Here is a 21,997-nt window from a genome sequence, read left to right as displayed (position 1 = left end):
GCTCTCACGAGCATTTCTATTTATGAAAGAGAATTATTCTCCGTCTTCTTTTTTCTTAGCTTTAGCTTTTTTCTCTGCAGTAGCTTCGTCTTTATTCATTTGCTTCTTAAGATCAGAAAGTGCTTCTAAATCTCCAAGTGTTGATTTCTCAACTTCAGGTAAAGATGCTTTTGCAGGAGCTTTTGCTTTTGCAGTTTTCTTAACTTCTTTAGCTTCTTCAGCTTGTTCTGCTGCAGAATGAACTCTTGTATGAGATAAAACGATTCTCTTCTCATCTTTAGAGAACTCAAGAACTTTGAAATCTAAGCTTTCTCCAACTTCTGCTGTTTTACCATCTTGTTTTACAAGATTTTTTGCACTTGAGAATCCTTCGATTCCGTAAGGTAACTCAAGAACAGCTCCTTTATCATTTTTCTGAATGATAGTTGCTTTGTGAGAAGAACCTACAGTGAAGATTGTTTCGAATGTATTCCAAGGATTTTCTTCAAGTTGTTTGTGTCCTAAAGCAAGTCTTCTGTTTTCAGCATCTAGCTCAAGAACTACAACATCAAGTTTATCTCCTACTTTAACAAATTCGGAAGGATGTTTGATTTTCTTAGTCCAGCTTAGGTCACTTACGTGCACCAGTCCATCGATGCCTTCTTCAAGCTCAATAAACAGACCGAAGTTTGTAAGGTTTCTTACAACTCCTGAATGCTTAGAACCAACAGCATACTTAGTAAGTACATCTTGTTTAGTCCAAGGATCTTCAGTTAATTGTTTGATACCAAGAGACATTTTTCTTTCTTCTCTATCAAGAGTAAGAACAACAGCCTCTAGCTCATCACCAACTTTGATGAAATCTTGTGGATTTCTCAAATGCTGAGACCATGACATTTCAGAAACGTGGATCAGACCTTCAACTCCTGCAAGGATTTCAAGGAATGCACCATAATCTGCAACGTTCACAATTTTACCTTTAACTTTAGAACCAACCTGAATAGTTTCAGGAAGTGAATCCCAAGGATGAGATGTAAGTTGTTTCATACCAAGAGAAATTCTCTTCTTCTCATCATCAAAGTCAAGTACAACAACATTAACTTTCTGATCAAGTTTAAGAACTTCTTCAGGATGATTGATTCTACCCCATGAAATATCTGTGATGTGCAATAATCCGTCAACGCCTCCAAGATCAATGAACACACCGAAGTTTGTCATATTCTTGATAACACCTTCAAGTACTTGACCTTTTTCTAGGTTGTTAAGGATCTCAGCTTTTTGCTTCTCAATATCTTTCTCGATAAGTACTTTGTGAGAAACAACTACGTTATCGTTGGTATAGTTGATTTTTACAACTTTTACCTCCATTTTCTTACCAACAAACACATCAAAATCTCTGATTGGCTTCACGTCAATCTGAGAACCTGGAAGGAAAGCTTCAACACCGAAGATATCAAGGATAAGACCACCTTTAGTTCTTCTTTTAACAATTCCTTCGATAACGATATCGTTATCAAGTGCTTTTTGAATATTGCTCCAAGCCTGAACGATTTTAGCTTTTCTTCTTGATAAGATAAGCTGTCCTTGAGCATCTTCCTGATCTTCAACGAACACTTCTACTTCTTGTCCTACTTTCAGATCTTCAAGATCACGAAACTCTGATAATGGAACTAATCCGTCTGATTTAAAGCCAATATTAAGGATCACATCTCTGTCTGTGATACCTACAACAGTACCTTTAACAACTTCTTTCTCATTTACCTGGGTAATAGTACCTTCGTAAAGAGCTTCTAATTCTGCTCTTTTCTTAGCATCATAACCTGAACCGAAACCTTTGGTATCAAAGCTTTCCCAGTTAAAATCTTCTTTTGGTTTTGCCATAATAATTAATAGTCTGCCCTATTTACATCAGCCGTCGGGCAGTCCGACTGAAATTTTGGTTTAACATAAAATATTTATCCGCCTTTCAACAGAATATTTTTCTCTAAAAACGGAGTGCAAAGGTAAGAAAATTTCTTAAAATTCTAAATTCTCTGATTTTTAACGGGATTAAGCATTAAAAAAAGTCCGTATAATCATGAGAAATTACAACTGAGTGACTGATTTTATTGATTTCCGGATTTTTCAATGGCTAATGCTTATTTAGTTAAAAGATTTGATTGATGGAGGAAAGCTTATGAGTATAGGTATTTTTCTCCTTATTGAAAATTCCATTTTCGTCCAGCGCGTCTATCCTTACTTCACCCGAAGCATGGATGATCAAATTCTGATCAAGTAAAATACCTACGTGAACAACTGTTCCATGTGCATTATGAAAAAATGCCAGGTCTCCTGGAAGACGCTCAGAATAAGGCTTTTTAAAACCACATTCAGCTTGCTGATATGCATCTCTTGGCAGTTGCTTTCCACAGAACCTCATTACCTGTTGGGTAAAACCAGAACAGTCTATTCCAAAATGAGACTTACCTCCCCATAAATAAGGCGCTGACAAATAAAATTTGGCCGTGCGCTCAAGAAATTTCAGATCTGGAGTATGGTTAATAAACTGAGCTTCACCGTCGAACCGGAGAATATTTTTTCCGATTATTACTGTTCCATTATTATAAAAAGGCAAAGTGCTTCCCATCAAGATAGGAAAATACTTCCCATTTCCCTGAATCACACCCATTACATCCTTACAAACTGGCCACTGTAATTTTTGAAATTCAGTGAAATACTCCTTGCTTACAGGTTCATACTGCTTTGAATCAATCCAGCCTTTATACTGATCCTGAACGATTTCTATGTAGACCCATTTTCCATCTTGTGACTTATTCAATATCGTAAAAAGTTCTCCAAACAGAAGTTGCGTTCCGATTTCACTTTTGTCGGATGGTTCTATTTTAACAGGCACTACACTTAGATTACAGACTCCGTAAATTTCCAATAAAGGCTCTTGATGCATTATTTATATAATTTTTTTCAGCTTAAATATAAAAAAATAAACTTATCATTAATAACGATCTCTTTCAAGTTCTCTCCTAACATCTTTTGCCTTAATATCTTCTCGCTTGTCGTAGAGTTTTTTCCCTTTACCTAAAGCTATTTCCAATTTGGCAAATCCTCTGTCATTCACAAACAACCGGACGGGTATAATTGTGAGCCCTTTTTCATCACCTTTGATAAGTAATTTCCTCAATTCTTTTTTGTTGAGCAACAGCTTTCTGTCCCTTAATGGTTCATGATTGTAGTAACTTCCTTCTGTATAAATTGAGATATGCATATTCTTGACATACAATTCATTTCCCCTAAAAAAACAGAAGGCATCCTGAAAATTAACTTTCCCCTGCCGGATAGCTTTAATTTCAGTTCCTCTTAGAACCATTCCAGCAGTAAAATTTTCAAGAAACTGAAATTCGAAACCTGCCTTTTTATTTCTGATATTGATATCTGACGATATTTTTTCCTTTGCTGCCATCTTTTAAAAATTCATTCTTGGATCAGGTACTAATGCCTGATTACTAAAATCTCCTTTTACATATTTGAAGTGTGCTGCCATTGCAATCATTGCGGCATTATCTGTGCAATACTGAAAATCAGGAACGTACACTTTCCAACCTTTTGTCTGAGCCTCTGTTTCAAGCTCTTTTCTCAATCCTTTATTTGCCGATACGCCACCGGCAATTGCCACTTCTTTGATTCCTGTTTCCTGCACTGCTTTCCTGAGTTTTCTCATAAGTATATCAATTAGAGTATATTGAATACTTGCACAGATATCATTAAGATTTTTAGCAATAAACTGTTCATCCTTCATTGTATTATTTTGAAGAAAATAAAGAATTGCAGTTTTTATCCCACTAAAAGAAAAATTCAAGCCTGGAGTATCTACTTTCGGAAAAGAGTAAGCCTGGGGGTTTCCTTCCTGAGCATATTTATCAATCAAAGGCCCTCCAGGATATGGAAGTCCCAGCAACTTAGCTGATTTATCGAATGCCTCTCCTACCGCATCATCCTGTGTTTCTCCCAGAATCTCCATTTCAAGATAATCTTTAACCAAAACTATTTGAGTATGTCCTCCACTGACTGTCAGACAAATAAATGGAAATTCAGGTTTTGGTTCATCTATAAAATGTGACAATATATGAGCTTGCATATGGTTCACTTCAATAAGGGGTATTCCTAAGCCCAAAGCAAATGACTTTGCAAAAGAAATTCCAACCAGTAAAGATCCTAAAAGACCTGGGCCTTTTGTTACAGCAACTGCATTTAGCATGGATTTTGTTATATTTGCTTTTAGCAATGCCTGATCGACAACTGGAATTATATTTTGTTGGTGAGCTCTTGAGGCAAGCTCAGGAACAATACCGCCATATTTAATATGAACATCTTGCGTTGCAACAATATTTGAAAGAATTTTACCGTTGCCAATTACCGAAGCGGCGGTTTCGTCACAGGATGATTCTATTGCTAAAATATAAGGACCCATTTGTAAATTTTGAATAAAAGGCGAAAATACCTGATTTTTTTTAAAAGGTTAACAAAAACCATCTCATTTACTGCATTAGGTATTATCCTTTTGCTGGTGGGATTGCTTTTTGCCATTCGCTCCCCAAAAGTACAAACCTGGGCCGTCAATAAGGCATCTGCCTATCTTTCAGAAAAACTGCATTATCCTATTTCGGTAAAATACGTCGACATCAATTGGTTTGACAAGATTATCCTGGAAGGGCTGGAGGTAAATGATACTCATAATGGTAAAATGATCTCTGTAGGCTATGCAAAAGTTGATCTGAATTTCCTAAATCTCCTTTATGGTAAAGTAGCCATAGACAAAATAAGTCTGGCAAACGGGAAAGTTGAAGTATTCAGATATACAGATGGAGGCATTAATATTTCCGACTTTGTGGCTGCTATCCAGGACCTTTCAGCTTCCTCTGATACATCAGCAACACAATCTGCTCCTTTTGTAATCGAAGCTGTCAATGTAGAAAACATGCTTTTTTCTTACCATGATTTCAGAAAGGACAAAATTACATACGGATACGATTATTATCATTTTGCACTCACTGATATTTCTGCTGATGCTACTAAACTTAAATTCTTTAAGGATACTGTTCAGATAAATGTACATCGCTTAAGCACTAATGACAGACAAACCAAACTGAATGTTCACCAGCTCATAACGCTCTTTACCTTTACCAAAAGAAACATGGAGTTTAAAGACCTCTATGCCGAAATTGGGGAAAGTATTGTAAAAGATTATGTCAGATTTGACTACAACACTATAGACGATCTGGGAGATTTTAATGAAAAGATTGTCATGACAGGTAATATCAAACAATCAGTGATCACGAGCAGAAACCTTTCTCATTTCGCCCCAGACCTGCAAGACTTTAATGACATTTATACACTTTCCGGGAAATTTAAAGGAAAGGTCATTAATTTTTCCGTCAGCAATTTTGATCTGCAATTTGGTAACAGGAGCAGAATGAAAGGTAAAACCAAGTTTGATGGTTTACCCGAACTGGATAAAACTTTTATGGATCTTAATTTTAAGGAAACAGACATTACTGCTGCTGACATTCAGCAATATGTGGGCGATGAAGCCGCTAATTTCCTTAAAAAACTGGGCAAAATAAAAGGACATGGAATATTCACCGGTTTCCTAAATGACTTTGTAGCAAAGGGTAATTTTACTACCGGACTGGGTATGGTTGAGTCTGACATCAATTTGAAGATTCAGGAGAACACACACCCTAAAGCCCATTACAAGGGAAGCCTGATTACAAAGTCATTCAATCTTGGTAAGCTTGTAGGATATGAAAATAAAGTTCAGTTGCTGGACATGGAAGGGACTATTGAAGGCAAAGGCTTTACTCTAGATGATGCAGAAGTTTTTATCAATGGAAAAGTTCACAGGATTGGTGTAAACAATTACAATTATAAAAATATCACTACAACTGCCACTCTTAGTAAGCAGTTCTTTAGTGGAGCAGTAGCCATAAAAGACAGTAATATTGTACTCTCCGTTAATGGAGAAGTTGATCTGAACAAAAACAATAATCATTTTAATATTCAGGCGAATCTGGAAAAAGCAAACCTGAAAGCATTAAACCTATCTCCAATAGAGACTTTCGTGAAGACTGAAGCTGATTTTAATTTCACAGGAATGACATTGGATGAAATATTTGGTAAAGCAATTTTCAGAAATAGCTATCTGGTCTATAAAAACAAAGAAGTATTTCTGGACTCCATGCAAATACTCAGCTCAAAAACAGATAGCATAAGGAATTTCTCAGTAAAATCCGACTTGGCAAGTATACAGGCAGAAGGCAATTTTAACTTCACTACATTGGCTTCAAATATTGAAACTCTGTGGCATGAATATGAAATGACTGCTCGGAACAAAAAAAGTGAGCTTGATAAATATTATGCTAACAAGAAGAAATCGTATGACAAGTACCATCTTGATTTTAAAATCAATCTCACAGATATCAATGCTATTTTAGCAATATATCTTCCTAAGCTTTATTTATCTCCTGGTGTTAACATTGAAGGGGATTTCACTTCCGGTTACTCAAGTATCCTAAACTTATATACTAAAATTGATACGTTGTATTACAATGAATATGAGCTATTAAAAACAGAAGCACAAATCTCCGCTTCCAAACTATCAGACAGCAGTAATGTGTTGGCGATGTTCTTTGTAAAATCGGATGAACAGATTCTTAAATCTTTTACCCCTACCAAGAACCTTCAAGTTGAGGGTATCTGGAATGGGACCAGAGTAAACTTCACATCGCAGATTGCACAAAAAGGCAGCAACAATTCTGCTAAACTGGCAGGAAATCTTGACTTCAATGAAGATTACAGAGTTGTAAACCTTAATAATAATTCATTCCTGAATCTTCTAAATAAAAAATGGACAATTGATCCTTCTAACTCTATTTCATTCAATTCAGAAAAGGTCCTTTTTGAAAATTTTACAGTATCCAACAATAAACAAACCGTAAGCCTGGATGGGACTTTATCGCAAGAGCCTTCTGACGAGGCTTTTCTTAAAGTTATAGATTTTCAGTTGGAAACCATAAACCCATTGCTGACAGACGTTTCATTAAAAGGTGTACTTACCGGATCAGTTAATATTCATGATATTTTCAACAACCCTAACCTTGGCAGCAGTTTATTCATAAATAATTTCCATGTGAATAATTTCCTTGTAGGAAATATCATCGGTACATCTTCATGGAACACTGAAAAAAGCGTTCTGGACCTTGATGTGGAAGTGGAACGTTTGAGCAACATCATAATTAATGTAAAAGGAAATATTCAACCAGGAAAAAACGGAGAAAGCGAAAAGCTGAATCTCTTTGCTGAATTAGATAAAGCAGATTTGGATCTTCTTAATCCGATATTCAAAGGTGTAATTTCTGAAGTGTCTGGTAAAATCACAGGGGATTTCACTATTGGAGGATCATTAAAAAACATTGTATTAAAAGGCACTGGCAATGTTCAGAATGGAAAATTCAAAGTAGATTACTTGGGCACAACTTATTATTTCTCTGACAATGTCTATTTCGACGAAAACCTTATTGGATTCAAAAGACTAAAATTAAAAGACTCAGAAGGAAATAACGCCGTTTTAGATGGGGGTATTTTTCATGACAATTTCAGGAAATTCGTGGTAAACCTTAAAGGATACCTGAATAATGTATGTGTATTGAATACTACAGAAAAAGACAATGAATTATTCTATGGCAAGGCAATTGTAAGCGGAAATCTGGAAATTCTGGGCGCTTTTTCAGATCTTAAGATAACAGCTAATGCCAGATCTCAAAAAGGTACTGATATTCATATTCCAATGACAGAATACTCCACCGTCGAAGAACAAAGTTATATTACCTTTACAACTTCCAAAAGTAAAGCTGCCATTACCAAAGAAACTGTTGATTTATCAGGGATAACACTTGATTTTAACTTCGATATGACTACCGATGCGAATATTGAAATTATTTTTGATAAAAAAGCAGGTGACAAACTTAAAGGAAATGGATCTGGAAATATAAAAATGAGCATTGATACCCGTGGTGATTTTAACATGTTTGGAAACTACAGAATCAAAACGGGTACCTACAACTTCTCCCTTGCAAATATTATCAGCAAAGAGTTCAACTTGCTCCCCAATAGCAGTATTTCCTGGACTGGAGATCCTTATAAGGGGTTGCTTGATATTAGGGCAGCCTATAGGCAAAATGTTTCCCTTGCTCCTCTTATTGATACAGGAAGGGTAAGAAAGAATCCTGAATTTAAAACAAGGTATCCGGTAGATGTATTAATGGGTATTGAAGGTGATTTAATGTCTCCTCGTATCAATCTTGATGTTGACATCCTGAAGTCTGACCCAAAAATGGTGGAAGATGTCATAGAATTTGAGTCCAAAATTAAAACCAATGAGCAGGAATTAAATAAGCAGGTTTTCAGCTTACTTATTCTAAAAAGCTTCTCTGCTCAGGATGGTTCTTTTAATGGTATTGGCGGCTCAAGTGGCAACCTGAGTGAACTTCTATCCAACCAGCTAAGCAGTTGGCTTTCTCAGCTCGATAAAAATTTGCAGGTAGATATTGACCTCAATGCAATGAACACCTTTATGTTACGATTCAGTTACACCATGCTGGAAGGTCGACTTAGAATATCCCGTGATGGAAGCTATCAAAACACTCAAAGCAACAATCAGAATAATTTCTCCAGTATTGCAGGTGAATGGACTATTGAATATCTTCTTAGCCAGGATGGAAGATTGAGATTGAAGCTATACAATAAAAATAATAATAATGCGCTCCTGAACTCAGTTGCATCAAACAATATCAACAATACTTCTGCTGGTTTCAGTATCATGCATACTCAGGGATTTAATAATCTGAAGGAACTTTTCGGCAAAAAAGAAAAACCTAAGAGAGATACCATAACTTTTGACCTGGAAGAAGAAAGAAAAAAATTCGAACAAGAGCTGGCTGAGGAGAAAAAAAGGGAACAGGAAGAGGAAGAGAAAAAAAACAATAACACACTTAATACTACTGTTACTCCTCATAAGGAAGATGACGAAGCCGAAGCAGAAGCTCCATGAGAATCATTATCTTATTTTTTATCTCTTTTATAACTTTTGCATCCAAGGCGCAGGATACAATCTCTGCAATAAATAAAAAAAGGCTGATTCCTATAGCTTCAGGCGTTGTAGGATTATATACGGCAAGTATGATCGGCCTTAATGAGGTATGGTATAAAAACAATCCCAGAAGTTCTTTCCATTTTTTTGACGACTCTGACGAATGGAAACAGATGGATAAGCTGGGCCACGCTACTACTTCGTTTCATGAAAGTCGTTTTGCTGTTGATGTACTGAAATGGAGTGGTGTACCCAAGAAAAAAGCCTATATCATTGGAGGTTTGGCAGGATTTGTATTTCAGACTCCTATAGAATTTCTTGACGCTTATTCACCCGAATATGGCTTTTCGTGGACAGATGTTGCAGCCAACGCTTCAGGTTCTGCACTTGTAATTGGACAATATCTCCTTTGGGATGAGCTTAGAATTCAGCCAAAATTTTCTTTTCACAAAACCCAATTTGCAAAGGAAAGGCCTAACGTCTTAGGAAAGACGTTTAACGAACAATTACTAAAAGACTATAACGGTCAAACTTACTGGCTTTCTTTTAACATACTTTCATTTCTTCCAAATAAAGAAAGTCGATTCCCCAAATGGCTGAATGTATCTTTAGGTTATAGTGCAGAAAATATGATTTATGCTCATGACATTCAGAACAAATCGGCTGGGTATGACCCTTACAGGCAGTATTATCTAAGTCTTGACATAGATTTTACCAAAATAAGAACCAGAAGCAAAGTGTTGAATTTCATTTTTGATTATGGTTTAAACATATTGCATGTTCCTGCGCCGGCTTTGGAATACAGCAGAAAAGGATTTAAATTTCATCCTATTTACTTTTAAAAATTATGAAACCGGGAGATAAGGTCAGATTTATACATGGGAAAGAAGAAGGAATTGTCAGAAGAATCATCAGTTCCAGAGATGTTGAAGTAGAGATTCAGGATGGATTTCTTATACCCGCATTAATTAAAGAGCTTGTGGTGGTTGCTTCAGCAGAAAGCTTTATAGCAACGGAAGAACCCGGGCAGGAAATAGCTCCTGAAAGGCTTAAAACAGATGGTATTTATCTCGCATTTGTTCCCTTTAATGACAGAATTTATTCCATTCAGCTTATCAACGAAACCGATCTTGATATTTCATTTACATTCGGTAGTCTGGCCGAAGAAAACTATGTCGGTATCAGTACTGGAAACCTGAAATCAAAAGCTCATATCAAAGTTGGAGAAGCAACTGTAAAAGATTTTGACTCATGGCCATCATGGATAACGCAGTGCTTGTATTTCAGTTTTGGAAGAACCGTCTACAAAGAACCATTGGTCAGAAAACTGAGTATTAAAGCCTCAACTTTTTATAAAAACAAAAAGCTTCTCCCCATTGTAAATGAACAAGGCTATCTATTTAAAATAGATGATAAACAGACACCTATAAATAAGGAAAAGCTTGTTCAGGAAATGTACTCCGCTCCTCAAGAGGTTAAAGAAATTTCCAGACCTGCGGCTGAAATCGACCTTCATATTGAAAAGCTAACTTCAGATCATCTGAAATTAAGCAACAGCGAAATGCTGGAAATTCAGGTCAAGCATTTTCAGAAAAATCTGGATAATGCAATTGCGTCAGGCATGGATGAAATCACTTTTATTCATGGTGTCGGCAATGGTATCCTAAAATTAAAAATTCAGGAAATTTTAAGCAAGACCAAAGGCATTGCCTATTTCAAAGATGCAAAAAAAGAAAAGTTTGGTTACGGAGCAACTCTGGTAAAAATTAACTAAAACCAGAAAGCTTTTGGGGATTGCAAAATCAGATTTACATTTGCATTGAATGCAAGCCATCTTATCGCTTCCCGATTTTGGGGGGAGGAAAGTCCGGGCAACAGAGAGCACCATACTTCCTAACGGGAAGGCTTTTCATAGTTTTATGAAGGGACAGATAGTGCCACAGAAAATTACCGCCTTATAAAAGGTAAGGGTGAAAAAGTGAGGTAAGAGCTCACTCGTTTTGCAGCGATGTAAAATTGGGGTAAACCTTATGGGTTGAAAGACCAAATAGGTTCCGTCTACAGCAGAGTTGCTCGCTCTGATTCCGGATACCGGAATGGCGGAATGGGTAGGTCGTTTGATTCCCGGAGGCGACTTCGGGACCAGATAAATGATAAGACACGACAGAACCCGGCTTAACGGCTTGCATTTTTTTATTTAACCTTAAAAACCGAACAACAGCACCAACATGGCTCATATTCTCATTATAGATGACGAAAGAAGCATCAGAAGCACTCTCAAAGAAATTCTGGAGTTTGAAAAATACCAAGTAGACGAAGCAAAAGACGGAGAAGAAGGGATGGCTTTAATTGAGAAAAACAATTATGACTTGGTACTTTGTGATATCAAAATGCCTAAAATGGATGGTATGGAAGTGCTTGAAAAAGCTCTTGAACTTGGAAAAGATACCCAATTCATTATGGTGTCTGCACATGGGAGTATTGAAACAGCTGTAGAGGCTACCAAAAAAGGCGCGTTTGATTTTATTCAGAAACCACCGGATCTAAACCGACTGCTTGTATCGGTAAGAAATGCTCTTGACAAATCAAGTCTGGTTTCTGAAACAAAAGTTCTTAAAAAGAAAATCAATAAAACCTTTGACATACTTGGAAAATCACCTGCTATTGAAGATGTGAGAAAAACCATAGAAAAAGTTGCACCAACAGATGCTAGGGTTTTTGTAACCGGCCCCAATGGTTCGGGAAAAGAGCTGGTAGCCAAGTGGCTTCATGCCAAAAGCAACCGAGCTGCGGGACCAATGGTTGAAGTCAATTGTGCTGCAATACCTGGAGAGTTGATAGAAAGTGAGCTTTTCGGACACGAAAAAGGATCTTTTACTTCTGCCATCAAGCAAAGAATCGGAAAATTTGAACAGGCTAGCGGAGGCACCCTCTTTCTGGATGAGATAGGAGATATGAGTCTTTCTGCTCAAGCTAAAGTATTGAGAGCTTTGCAGGAAAATAAGATTACCAGAGTTGGTGGAGAAAAGGAAATTAAAGTAGATGTCCGGATCGTTGCAGCAACAAACAAGAATATTCTGAAAGAAATAGAAGAAAACCGATTCAGAGAAGATTTATACCATCGCCTTGGGGTTATTCTTATCCAAGTCCCTCCTTTGAATGAGCGTAGAGAAGATATCCCACTTCTAATTGAAAAGTTTATAGGGGAAACGGCTGACGAATATAAAACCACTCCTAAAAAAATCGACCCAAAGGCTGTAGCTTATCTTCAAACTTTGGAATGGCCAGGAAATATACGAGAATTGAAAAATGTGGTGGAAAGATTGATAATAATGAGTGATTCCTTGATTTCCCTTGAAGATGCTCAAAAATACGCTAATAAATAATGAATATTCGGATAAAAAAGAAAGCTTCCTTAAAATTAAGGAAGCTTTCTTTTTTATCAACAAAACCGAATATTTCTAAATCTAAACTCGATGATTCCCTTTAAATAAAGTCAGAATCGTTTTAAAAAAATCCAGATTAAATTTTCGCTACAGAAGCTGATTTTTTAACTTCTTTAGTGTAGGTCGGGCAAGTTCTGTGTGTTGCGCAAGCAGAAGCTAGCAAAAGCACGAAAGAAAATACAACTAGTGAATACTTTTTCATAAAGTGTTTAATTTTAAATTAGTACCTGATTCTTAACAAAATTAATTATTCATTTTCAATAATTAAAATAAACAGCAAATAAAATTAAATCATTTCGATTTAATTTTGAACTTTTCAAAGACTAGGTCAAGTAGAGCAAATTGCATCCTCTAATATCGGAATTATCAAACCTGCCAAGAACCTCAAAGTTTTTATCATCTGAAATTTTCCCAAGATCCTGAGTTTCAATAAATGCACAAGAATCTACATTGGCTAAATCAATAATATTAATTCCACCAGACGATCTTCCCGATCCTATAGTCAATGGATCATTGATATCCCGCAATAGGATTTTGAACCAATCAGGACCTAAAAAAAAACCATTTCCTGCCGAGTAAGCTTGAGATAAAAGTTCTGTCATCCCATACTCTGAATGAACATTTTTTATATTCAAACCACTTTTCAGAATCTGATGTAATTCATCCCGGACCAGCTCCTCCCTTCTGCCCTTCATGCCGCCTGTCTCCATAACGATAAAATCTGACAAATCGGGATGTTCATTTTCAGCCAAATCCCAGAGAGCATAAGAAACCCCTATCAATAATTTTCTTGCAGGGCTTTCTTTATATTTCTGAAGGTTATCCAAAAGCGTATTTTCGGTAACGAAGCCTGAAAGTAAATTACCAGACTGTTTGATAAAATGATTTACCATATAAATCAGGGAAGATCCCGGATTCTGCTGATAAGAAGGTAATAAAGCCAATACGATAAAATCAGAAAGATTGCCGTAAAATTTTCTAAAAATCTCCTCGCAATTTTTCAAATAAAATTCAGGATCAGCTACATAATGACGACTGGTTTGCAAACCGGTAGTGCCACTGCTATAGAAAATCTGCTTTTCAGAAAAAATATCTGTTTTTATTTCCTGAGTCTTAAAAAACAAAATCGGCAAAAACGGGATTTCTTCAATTAAAGAGACTTTGTCGGGGTCTTTTCCAAGAAGATCAAGATATTGTTTATAAATCGGGTTATGTTTTGCCTGATATTTGAATAAAAGGATGGCCTTATCGTTAAAGTTTTGATTGGATATATTGAATAAATCTTTTTTAAAACTTTCTTTGAAGTCCATTATTATTAATAAATTGAATCTAAAATAGTAAAAAAGTGAAATTGCTTTTCAAATATACCACACTTGTTCTGTTCATTACGGGCCTGTTATTTGCCTGCGACAGAGCTCCAAATTACTCAGAGGTACCTGCCATTAGCTTCAATAAGATCCAGAAAATTAATATTTATAACCCTGTCAGTAGTTCCTATATTGATTCTCTCTCAATTTCTATAAATTTTCAGGATGGCGATGGAAATCTGGGGAATATTGAGCAAAATGCAACCCATAATTTTATTGCTGAAATCTACATATTGAATACAACAACTAATAGCTTCGAGCTGAATCCAGAATATAGTTTTCTCAATTCCAGTTTCCCTCCATTAAATAATACTGGAAAAAAAGGGCCCATAGATGGTGTATTGAACCAGGGAACTAACATCACCAATGTCTTTAACCTAATTCCGGATTTGCCTTCAGGAACATACAAGTTTAGGATTAAAATCCGGGATGAAGATGGAAATTACAGCAACTGGACCGAAACCTCCCCTATTCAACTAAGTCGCAAATGATTCATTAATATAATGAAGGATATTTAACCGGATCTGCTTCATTCATCATCTCATATACAAGATCCACCAGTTCTTCCGCATTAGGTTTGGAGAAATAGTCTCCATCACTTGAATAAGCCGGACGATGTTCTTTGGCAGGCAGGGTTCTTGGAGCTGAATCAAGCCATTGATAAGCCTTTTGCGTTTCAAGTACCTCCTTCATCATAAAAGCAGTTCCTCCTCCCGGTACATCTTCATCTGTAAATATCACCCGATTTGTTTTTTTAACAGACTTAGCAATAAAGTGATGAATATCAAATGGCATCAGGCTTTGTACGTCTATCACCTCTGCGGATATACCCATTTCTTCCAGTTGTGCCGCTGCATCCAGAGAAATCTTACACATTGCTCCATAGGTTACAATAGTAACATCACTTCCTTCTTTCAACACTTCCGGAACACCCAATGGAACTGTGAATTCAGCAAGATTTGAAGGCATTTTTTCCTTCAATCGGTAACCATTCAACGTTTCTATAATTAAAGCCGGATCATCTGACTTTAACATTGTATTGTAAAAACCTGCTGCTTGCGTCATATTTCTGGGGACAAGCAGATAAACACCTCTTAAACTTCCCAGAATCATGCTAATGGGAGACCCGGAATGCCATACACCTTCAAGCCTGTGTCCTCTGGTTCTGATAATCATTGGGGCTTTTTGTCCTCCTACTGTTCTATAATGGAGAGTAGCCAGATCATCAGAAAGTGTTTGTATAGCAAATAGCAAATAATCCAGGTACTGAATTTCAGCAATTGGCCTCAATCCTCTCATGGCCGCGCCTAATCCCTGACCAATAATTGAGGTTTCTCGGATACCTGTATCCATAATTCTCAAAGTTCCAAACTTCTCCTGTAAACCTGCAAAACCCTGATTTACGTCACCAATCATACCTACATCTTCACCAAAGGCAAAAATGCGGGGATCTTTTAGAAGTAGGGCTTCAAAATTCGCCTGAAGAACTTCTCTTCCATCCACAAACGGGCTGTCTTCTTTATATTCAGGTTTAATTTCTTTTACTTTAAGCGCTGCCTGGTCCGAATGACTAAAAATGTGAGAACTATATCTTTGAAAATTTTCCTCTGATGTCCTTTCAACCCATGCAATCAATTTGGTTCTAGCAGGAATTTCTTCAAACCTAAGTACTTTTAAAGCTTTTTTTACTGCTTTAACCGCATCACTTCTGATTGGATTCAGTGTTTTTTCAAGCGAATTTTTTATTGAAAGAAGGGCATCTTTTTGAGTGCTTTGAGAAGATGCCTCATAAATTAAAGCAAGGGCTTCATCCAAATCCCCTTTCATGGAATCAACAAAACTGTTCCAGGCACTTTGGCGAGCTCTTTTTACCTTTTCAAAAGCGATATCTTCTATATCTTTTAATTCCTGAAGGGTAGCAACTGAATTTTCAAGAATCCACTCCTTAAATTTCTTATTGCAATCAAATTCCTCTTCCCAGGCCAGTCTTTCTTTTGATTTATATCTTTCGTGAGAACCAGATGTAGAATGGCCTAGAGGCTGAGCCAATTCTTCCACGTGAACCAATGAAGGCACATGATGCTCCCTCGCAAGCTGAGCAGCATCTCTATAAGTACGGCATAACTCTTCATAATTCCAGCCTTTTACCTTAAATATCTCAATACCTCTTTCTGATTCAGTCCTTTTGAAACCTTCAAACATTTTAGAGATATCGACTTTAGTGGTCTGATATTCCTGAGGTACAGAAATACCATAGCCATCATCCCAGATGGAAACTACCATTGGTATTTGCAGCACTCCGGCGGCATTGATAGCTTCGAAGAAAATACCTTCAGCTGTGGCTGCATTTCCTATGGTTCCGAATGCTACTTCGTTCCCATTGTTTGAAAATCCTTTTATATCTTTAAGTTCCGGATTTAGCCTGTACAATTTTGAAGCATAGGCAAGCCCCACAAGCCTCGGCATTTGGGCTCCTGTAGGTGAAATATCCGGACTTGAATTTTTTATTTTGGTGAGATCATTCCAGTGGCCATTGTTATCAAGACTTCTGGTGGCATAATGCCCAATCATAAGTCGACCTCCCGATGCAGGATCTGCAACAATGTCTGTATGAGCATAAAGTTGAGCGTAATATTGCTCAAGACTCAGTTCATCTATAGCCATCATAAAAGTCTGATCTCTATAATATCCTGAGCGGAAATCTCCAAACCTGAAATATTTAGCCATGGCAATTTGTGCCAATTCTTTTCCGGTTCCGAAAATTCCAAATTTAGCCTTACCAGCAAAAACTTCTTTTCTACCCAGAATACTTGCCTGACGACTTTCACAGAGTATTCTGTAATCATTAAGAATTTCCTCCTTGGTTAAAGTAAGGTCATTTATGGTTTCCTGGGTGCTCACTATAAAAACAGTATATTTCTAATTAAATTAATATAATAACTTACGTTAAAGTTCAAAAATAGATAAAAAGGACTAACCTATCAAATTAAGAAATCGACGGACACCTTTTTTAATTTATACCATACTGTTATTCTTATAGTTAAACTGCGATTAAATATATTATTTTCTAATAAAATACAAATTCAGAAAAAACTCCGTGTCAAATAAAATATTCCTACATAAAAAATCGGTATTAAAATTGTCACATAATACTTATATTTGGACGGTCTAAATATATTTTTTCAGATTAATCTAAAATTGAATAAACCAATGATAAAAAGAATTGCCTCTGTAGCTTTCCTTTCTTTCCTGACACTAGGAGCTTTTGCACAAGGTGCTTTTAAATTTACCAGTGAAGACAAACACGATTTTGGTATCGTGGAAGAAGGCGTTCAGGCTGAATATGAATTTCAGTTTGATAACTCAGGAGATGCACCGATTGTATTAACAGACGTGAGAGCATCTTGCGGATGTACTACTCCTTCCTGGACAAAAGACCCAATTCCTCCTGGGGGTAAAGGTTCAATTAAAGCTTCCTACAATAGCACCGGTAGGATAGGTGTTTTCAACAAAAGCATTACTATTACCTCTAATGCTTCGGAAGGTTCCAAAGTCGTTTACATCAAAGGTATAGTTGTAAAAAAAGAGGAGCCAAAACCAGCATTAACTCCAAAAGAACTAAAAGCTGCTCCAAAATTTTCCATAGACAAAAACACTCACAGCTTTGGAAAAATCGAGCGTGGACAAAAAGTAGCTCAAAAATTCACTGTTAAAAATACAGGAAAATCTCCACTGGCATTATCATCTTTTCAGTCAGCATGCAGCTGCATAAGCCATACGCTTGCTTCTGATACCATTGCACCTGGAAAGTCTGCCGTTCTTGAACTAACTTACAACCCAACTTTTGACGGAAAAAACTCTGATATTGTATCAATTTTCACAAACGATCCAAGTAATCCTTATGTTTCTGTAACCCTTTCAGGTGAAGTGGTTGAAAGTCTTTCAGCTCCTACTCCATTGAAAGAAGAGAAAAATACTGTTCCTTTTGGAAAATAAAAACCTGTAAGGGTCTATACCGTAAGGAAAAAACAAAAGCCAGCGATATTTCGTTGGCTTTTGTTTTATATACTCTTAATTATATTTGCAAAAACGAATTTACCATGGTCATAGGAGTTCCAAAAGAAATAAAAACACTTGAAAATCGTGTAGGCCTAACTCCTGCACATTGTGCGGACCTCGTAAAAACAGGTCATAAACTGATTGTAGAGACAAAAGCCGGTGAGGGTTCAGGATTTTCGGATGATGAATACAAAAATGCAGGAGTACATATTTGTGAGGCTTCCGATGTCTATCGCGAAGCTGACCTGGTGGTTAAAGTAAAAGAACCCCTTGAAAAAGAATATGCACTGATCAGAAAAGGCCAAACTATATTTACCTATTTTCATTTTGCATCATCGCGACAGCTTACAGAAGCAATGGTCAAATCAGGAGCTGTTTGTATTTCCTATGAAACAGTAGAAAAATCAGATCGATCACTGCCACTTTTAGTTCCCATGTCAGAAGTTGCCGGGAGAATGGCTGTTCAGAAGGGGGCAAATTATCTTGAAAAACATAACAAAGGAAGAGGAATACTACTGGGAGGTGTACCTGGTGTTCCTCCTGCAAACGTTGTAATACTTGGAGCTGGTATCGTTGGAGCAAATGCAGCCAAGATGGCTGCCGGTCTCGGTGCCCGTGTAACGATAATGGATATCAATCTCACCAGACTAAGGCAGTTGGATGATATTATGCCAGCCAATGTAACTACTTTATTCAGCAGCCAAAGCAATGTTAATGAAGCAGTAAAGACAGCAGATCTGATAATCGGAGCTATCTTGGTACCAGGCGCCAAAGCGCCCATACTTATTTCCAGAGAAATGCTAAAAACTATGAAGCCAGGAACAGTCCTGGTAGATGTAGCTGTAGATCAAGGAGGATGTATTGAAACCTGTAAACCTACAACACATGAAAATCCAACGTATGTCGTAGATGGTATTGTTCACTATTGTGTTGCAAATATGCCAGGAGCGGTTCCATTCACCTCTACCCTTGCTTTGACTAATGTAACCTTTCCATATGTATGTCAAATTGCATCAAAAGGATGGCAAAAAGCTTGCAGAGAAAATCAAGAATTGAAACTGGGCCTAAATGTGGTTAACGGACAAATAGTTTATAAAAAAATTTCAGAAGCATTTGATTTGCCCTATTCTGAAGTCGAGCAATATTTAGATTAAAAGAATCAGGGCCATCAGACAAATCATAAAATATCAAAAAGCATTTTTCCAGGAAGAATTCAATCTGAAATTTTTCCTGGTGCTTGTTCTATTTTTGGGAGCCAGTCTGACTTTTAACTACACCCTTGATTTTGAAAACTCAATTCTGGAAAAATATGCGGGGCAGAAAATATATAATGTATATCTGTTTCTTTTTTATTCAGTACCATTATTATTTCTTTCTCTGGCCTATGCTTATTTTTATGATAGAAAACTACATTTATATTCTCAATCCTATTGGTTTACAATACTATTTGTCATACTAATTTTAATATTTAGTGAAACATCTTTTTATTTATACCGTGACTGGCTCAGAACTGAAATTCCAATTGAAATCAGTCAGTTCATCTCTTCCTTTATTTCGGAACTTATAAGTTCTTCCATTATCATCATCCCTATCCTTTGTTATTGGTATTGGGTAGATCGGAAAAATATTCCTCTATACGGATTTCAGAAAAACTCCCTGAACTTGAAGCCTTATTTATGGCTTCTCCTATTCATGTCTCCTTTTATTCTCTGGGCATCATTTCAGCAGGATTTTCTGAATTATTATCCAGAATACAAGCCCGGCTTAGCGGAAAATTATCTTGGATGGCCTTATTGGGCAACCTTTGGGATCCATGAAATATTCTATGGGATGGGATTTTTATCTATAGAATTTTTGTTCAGAGGATTCCTGGTGTTGGCAATGATCAAATACCTGGACAAAGGGGCCGTATTCATTATGGTTGCTTTGTATTGCTACCTTCATTTCGGAAAGCCCTTGGGAGAAGCTGTTGGATCTATTTTCGGAGGTACAATTTTAGGAATTATTACTTACTATAGCAGATCTATCTGGGGAGGATTACTGATTCACCTGGGCATTGCTTATCTGATGGATCTGTTCGCAATAATACAACACCTGTTAAAAAATCATTTCTAGAAAAATGAATTTAACTCAATATAAAATACTTCTAAAAAGACTGGGACTCTTAACCCTCATTTATACACTTTGCAGAGTTTGTTTCTTTGTTTATAACTACTCATATTTCAGAGAAGCATCTGTTACTTCAGTATTTGAGGCCTTCCTTTCAGGTATCAGGTTTGACCTTTCTGTCATATTTATGGTTAACCTGCCATTCACCTTGCTGTCACTGATTCCTGTAACATTCATTACAAAGGCGGAATATCAGAAATTTCTTAAGATTCTATTTCTGGTTGTTAATACACCTCTCCTTTTCGTTAACCTTGTAGACATTGAGTTCTTCAGGTTTACGGGAAAAAGGTCTACATTCGAGCACCTTGCGGGTTTACAAAAAGACATCTTAGATCAGGGGCCACAACTGGCGTTGAATTACTGGCCAGTACTGCTTGTAGGAATAATTCTCATTGCAGTTATTGCCTGGTTGTATCCAAAACCAAAGAGTTCAATGAACATCCGGCTGAAACTATATTTTGCAGCCCCTTTATTGATCGGTTTTCTGGCATCCAATATATTAATCATTCGTGGAGGTTTGCAGCTAAAACCTTTGAGACCAAATCATGCCTTTACATTAAATCCTAATATTTTAGGAAACCTTGTATTAAATACTCCTTTTTCCCTGATAGCAACATCAAATATTCAGCCTGTTCAGAGAGTTAACTTCTTTTCAAGTCAATCTGAATTAATAAATCTTATTAAAAAGTTCAATGTAAAGAAAGCCGTTTCAACCAAAGAAAAAGAAAACGTAGTAATTCTGATTTGTGAAAGCTTCGGATCTGAATATACAGGACTTGGAAATAATTATAAAGGCTTTACTCCATTTCTTGACTCCCTTGCTCACCAGGGTGTATGGATGAAAAATGCTTATGCCAATGGTCGAACTTCCATTGAAGCACTACCAAGTATAATGGCGTCTATACCTTCTTTAATGAGTGAGCCATACATAACTTCGGCATATCAGACAAATGAAGTTGTGGGGCTCGGAAATATCCTTCAAAAAGAAGGGTATCATACCAGTTTTTTCCACGGAGGTAAAAACGGGACCATGGGATTTGATGTATTTGCTCACAATGCAGGATTTGAGGAATACTATGGCAAAAACGAATATCCCGATCCGGATAAAGATTTTGACGGAAACTGGGGAATATTTGATGAACCATTCCTTCAGTTTTTTGCGAATAAACTCAGTACCTTTAAGCAACCTTTTGCCACAGGCCTCTTTACGCTAAGCTCACATCCGCCTTATACTATTCCGGAGCAGTATAAAGGTAAGTTTCCCAAAGGAGATCTTCCGATTCATGAATGTGTTGCTTATTCAGACAATTCATTAAGAAAGTTTTTTGAAACTGCTAAAAAACAACCTTGGTATTCCAATACCTTGTTTATTATTACAGCCGATCATACTCAGATGTCATCAAAGCCTGAATATTCGAACGACCTTGGGGCATTTGATGTACCTATGATTTTATTCCATCCTTCGAAAAAAATTACAGTGCCAGATGATGAGAGAATCTGTCAGCATGCAGACATCCTCCCTACAGTGCTTGACTTTCTGAATATTGATAATCCTAAAAGCAATTATTTTGGGACTTCTATATTCTCAAAAAAAGAAGAAGGCTATGCCCTGACCTTTTCGAACGGCTCCTATAATCTGATAAAAAAAGATATGTATCTATCTTTAAATCAGGAAAACAAATGTCAGTGTTTTAAAATAGATCCTCCTCGTACCATCACTCATATCCCGGAAGTACCTGAACAGAAAAAACTGGAGTCGGTGTTAAAAGCCTATGTGCAGTACTTTAATAACGGACTGATAGATAATAATTGGTATAGTAGTCAAAACCAATAAG

The 21,997-nt window shown here is 36.7% G+C and carries 16 protein-coding genes and 1 other RNA gene; 10 read left to right on the top strand and 7 right to left on the bottom strand.

The window, feature by feature from the left end; all coding sequences use genetic code 11:
- Positions 1-33 precede the first annotated feature (33 nt).
- From rpsA to tsaD, 4 genes are all read right to left on the bottom strand, one after another.
- Positions 34-1,860, bottom strand: coding sequence for a 30S ribosomal protein S1 (gene rpsA, locus K350_RS27990; protein WP_051312978.1), 1,827 nt, complete (start codon positions 1,858-1,860; stop codon positions 34-36).
- A gap of 265 nt (positions 1,861-2,125) precedes the next feature.
- Positions 2,126-2,923 carry a C40 family peptidase gene (locus K350_RS0108475; RefSeq protein WP_245598579.1) on the bottom strand — a complete coding sequence of 266 codons (798 nt, stop codon included), beginning with the start codon at positions 2,921-2,923 and terminating at the stop codon, positions 2,126-2,128.
- 48 nt (positions 2,924-2,971) lie between these two features.
- Entirely contained in the window at positions 2,972-3,436 is a 465-nt protein-coding gene (smpB, locus tag K350_RS0108470; protein WP_028979541.1) for an SsrA-binding protein SmpB, read from the bottom strand.
- Between the two features lie 3 nt (positions 3,437-3,439).
- The gene (gene tsaD / locus K350_RS0108465; RefSeq protein WP_028979540.1) at positions 3,440-4,444 is read right to left on the bottom strand and encodes a tRNA (adenosine(37)-N6)-threonylcarbamoyltransferase complex transferase subunit TsaD; all 1,005 of its coding nucleotides are present in this window, start codon (positions 4,442-4,444) and stop codon (positions 3,440-3,442) included.
- A gap of 9 nt (positions 4,445-4,453) precedes the next feature.
- Between tsaD and K350_RS0108460 the strand changes: the two genes are divergently transcribed.
- From K350_RS0108460 to K350_RS0108440, 5 genes are all read left to right on the top strand, one after another.
- Positions 4,454-9,082 (top strand): translocation/assembly module TamB domain-containing protein, encoded by a 4,629-nt coding sequence (locus K350_RS0108460; RefSeq protein ID WP_028979539.1) that lies wholly within the window; start codon positions 4,454-4,456, stop codon positions 9,080-9,082.
- Positions 9,079-9,963 carry a DUF2279 domain-containing protein gene (locus K350_RS0108455; RefSeq protein ID WP_028979538.1) on the top strand — a complete coding sequence of 295 codons (885 nt, stop codon included), beginning with the start codon at positions 9,079-9,081 and terminating at the stop codon, positions 9,961-9,963. The genes K350_RS0108460 and K350_RS0108455 overlap by 4 nt, the downstream gene beginning before the upstream one ends.
- 5 nt (positions 9,964-9,968) lie before the next feature.
- Positions 9,969-10,895, top strand: a complete 927-nt coding sequence (locus K350_RS0108450; RefSeq protein WP_028979537.1) for a Smr/MutS family protein — start codon at positions 9,969-9,971, stop codon at positions 10,893-10,895.
- 48 nt (positions 10,896-10,943) lie between these two features.
- Positions 10,944-11,315: RNase P RNA component class A (rnpB, locus tag K350_RS30945), an RNA gene on the top strand.
- 34 nt (positions 11,316-11,349) lie between these two features.
- Positions 11,350-12,507: a sigma-54-dependent transcriptional regulator gene (locus tag K350_RS0108440; protein ID WP_028979536.1), complete on the top strand. Its 1,158-nt coding sequence runs from the start codon at positions 11,350-11,352 to the stop codon at positions 12,505-12,507.
- Between the two features lie 136 nt (positions 12,508-12,643).
- On the opposite strand, the gene K350_RS32980 is transcribed toward K350_RS0108440, so the two are convergent.
- Both K350_RS32980 and K350_RS0108435 read right to left on the bottom strand, forming a co-directional pair.
- Complete coding sequence (locus tag K350_RS32980; RefSeq protein ID WP_262506754.1) at positions 12,644-12,769, bottom strand: hypothetical protein; 126 nt, start codon at positions 12,767-12,769, stop codon at positions 12,644-12,646.
- 121 nt (positions 12,770-12,890) lie between these two features.
- Positions 12,891-13,877 (bottom strand): acyl-CoA synthetase family protein, encoded by a 987-nt coding sequence (locus tag K350_RS0108435; RefSeq protein WP_028979535.1) that lies wholly within the window; start codon positions 13,875-13,877, stop codon positions 12,891-12,893.
- A gap of 35 nt (positions 13,878-13,912) precedes the next feature.
- On the opposite strand from K350_RS0108435, the gene K350_RS0108430 reads away from it, so the two are divergent.
- A complete protein-coding gene (locus tag K350_RS0108430; protein ID WP_028979534.1) occupies positions 13,913-14,425 on the top strand; it encodes a hypothetical protein in 513 nt (170 codons plus the stop codon).
- A gap of 4 nt (positions 14,426-14,429) precedes the next feature.
- Here the strand turns inward: K350_RS0108430 and K350_RS0108425 are convergent, their stop codons facing one another.
- Positions 14,430-16,835: an alpha-ketoacid dehydrogenase subunit alpha/beta gene (locus tag K350_RS0108425; RefSeq protein WP_028979533.1), complete on the bottom strand. Its 2,406-nt coding sequence runs from the start codon at positions 16,833-16,835 to the stop codon at positions 14,430-14,432.
- Between the two features lie 309 nt (positions 16,836-17,144).
- Between K350_RS0108425 and K350_RS31950 the strand changes: the two genes are divergently transcribed.
- From K350_RS31950 to K350_RS0108405, 4 genes are all read left to right on the top strand, one after another.
- Positions 17,145-17,930, top strand: a complete 786-nt coding sequence (locus K350_RS31950) for a DUF1573 domain-containing protein (protein ID WP_028979532.1) — start codon at positions 17,145-17,147, stop codon at positions 17,928-17,930.
- A 104-nt stretch (positions 17,931-18,034) separates the two neighbouring features.
- The gene (ald, locus tag K350_RS0108415; protein WP_028979531.1) at positions 18,035-19,147 is read left to right on the top strand and encodes an alanine dehydrogenase; all 1,113 of its coding nucleotides are present in this window, start codon (positions 18,035-18,037) and stop codon (positions 19,145-19,147) included.
- 79 nt (positions 19,148-19,226) lie between these two features.
- Positions 19,227-20,108, top strand: a complete 882-nt coding sequence (locus K350_RS30935; protein WP_051312977.1) for a CPBP family intramembrane glutamic endopeptidase — start codon at positions 19,227-19,229, stop codon at positions 20,106-20,108.
- Between the two features lie 4 nt (positions 20,109-20,112).
- Positions 20,113-21,996: an LTA synthase family protein gene (locus K350_RS0108405; protein ID WP_028979530.1), complete on the top strand. Its 1,884-nt coding sequence runs from the start codon at positions 20,113-20,115 to the stop codon at positions 21,994-21,996.
- Position 21,997: the final 1 nt, after the last annotated feature.

This window comes from Sporocytophaga myxococcoides DSM 11118 (assembly GCF_000426725.1).
Taxonomy (GTDB): domain Bacteria; phylum Bacteroidota; class Bacteroidia; order Cytophagales; family Cytophagaceae; genus Sporocytophaga; species Sporocytophaga myxococcoides.
This window is presented reverse-complemented; position numbering and strand designations above follow the sequence as displayed.

Bases quoted from the DNA above. Each gene is read 5' to 3' on its own strand.
- rpsA (WP_051312978.1), bottom strand. From the start codon at position 1,860: ATGGCAAAACCAAAAGAAGATTTTAACTGGGAAAGCTTTGATACCAAA.
- K350_RS0108475 (WP_245598579.1), bottom strand. From the start codon at position 2,923: ATGCATCAAGAGCCTTTATTGGAAATTTACGGAGTCTGTAATCTAAGT.
- smpB (WP_028979541.1), bottom strand. From the start codon at position 3,436: ATGGCAGCAAAGGAAAAAATATCGTCAGATATCAATATCAGAAATAAA.
- tsaD (WP_028979540.1), bottom strand. From the start codon at position 4,444: ATGGGTCCTTATATTTTAGCAATAGAATCATCCTGTGACGAAACCGCC.
- K350_RS0108455 (WP_028979538.1), top strand. From the start codon at position 9,079: ATGAGAATCATTATCTTATTTTTTATCTCTTTTATAACTTTTGCATCC.
- K350_RS0108450 (WP_028979537.1), top strand. From the start codon at position 9,969: ATGAAACCGGGAGATAAGGTCAGATTTATACATGGGAAAGAAGAAGGA.
- K350_RS0108440 (WP_028979536.1), top strand. From the start codon at position 11,350: ATGGCTCATATTCTCATTATAGATGACGAAAGAAGCATCAGAAGCACT.
- K350_RS32980 (WP_262506754.1), bottom strand. From the start codon at position 12,769: ATGAAAAAGTATTCACTAGTTGTATTTTCTTTCGTGCTTTTGCTAGCT.
- K350_RS0108435 (WP_028979535.1), bottom strand. From the start codon at position 13,877: ATGGACTTCAAAGAAAGTTTTAAAAAAGATTTATTCAATATATCCAAT.
- K350_RS31950 (WP_028979532.1), top strand. From the start codon at position 17,145: ATGATAAAAAGAATTGCCTCTGTAGCTTTCCTTTCTTTCCTGACACTA.
- ald (WP_028979531.1), top strand. From the start codon at position 18,035: ATGGTCATAGGAGTTCCAAAAGAAATAAAAACACTTGAAAATCGTGTA.
- K350_RS0108405 (WP_028979530.1), top strand. From the start codon at position 20,113: ATGAATTTAACTCAATATAAAATACTTCTAAAAAGACTGGGACTCTTA.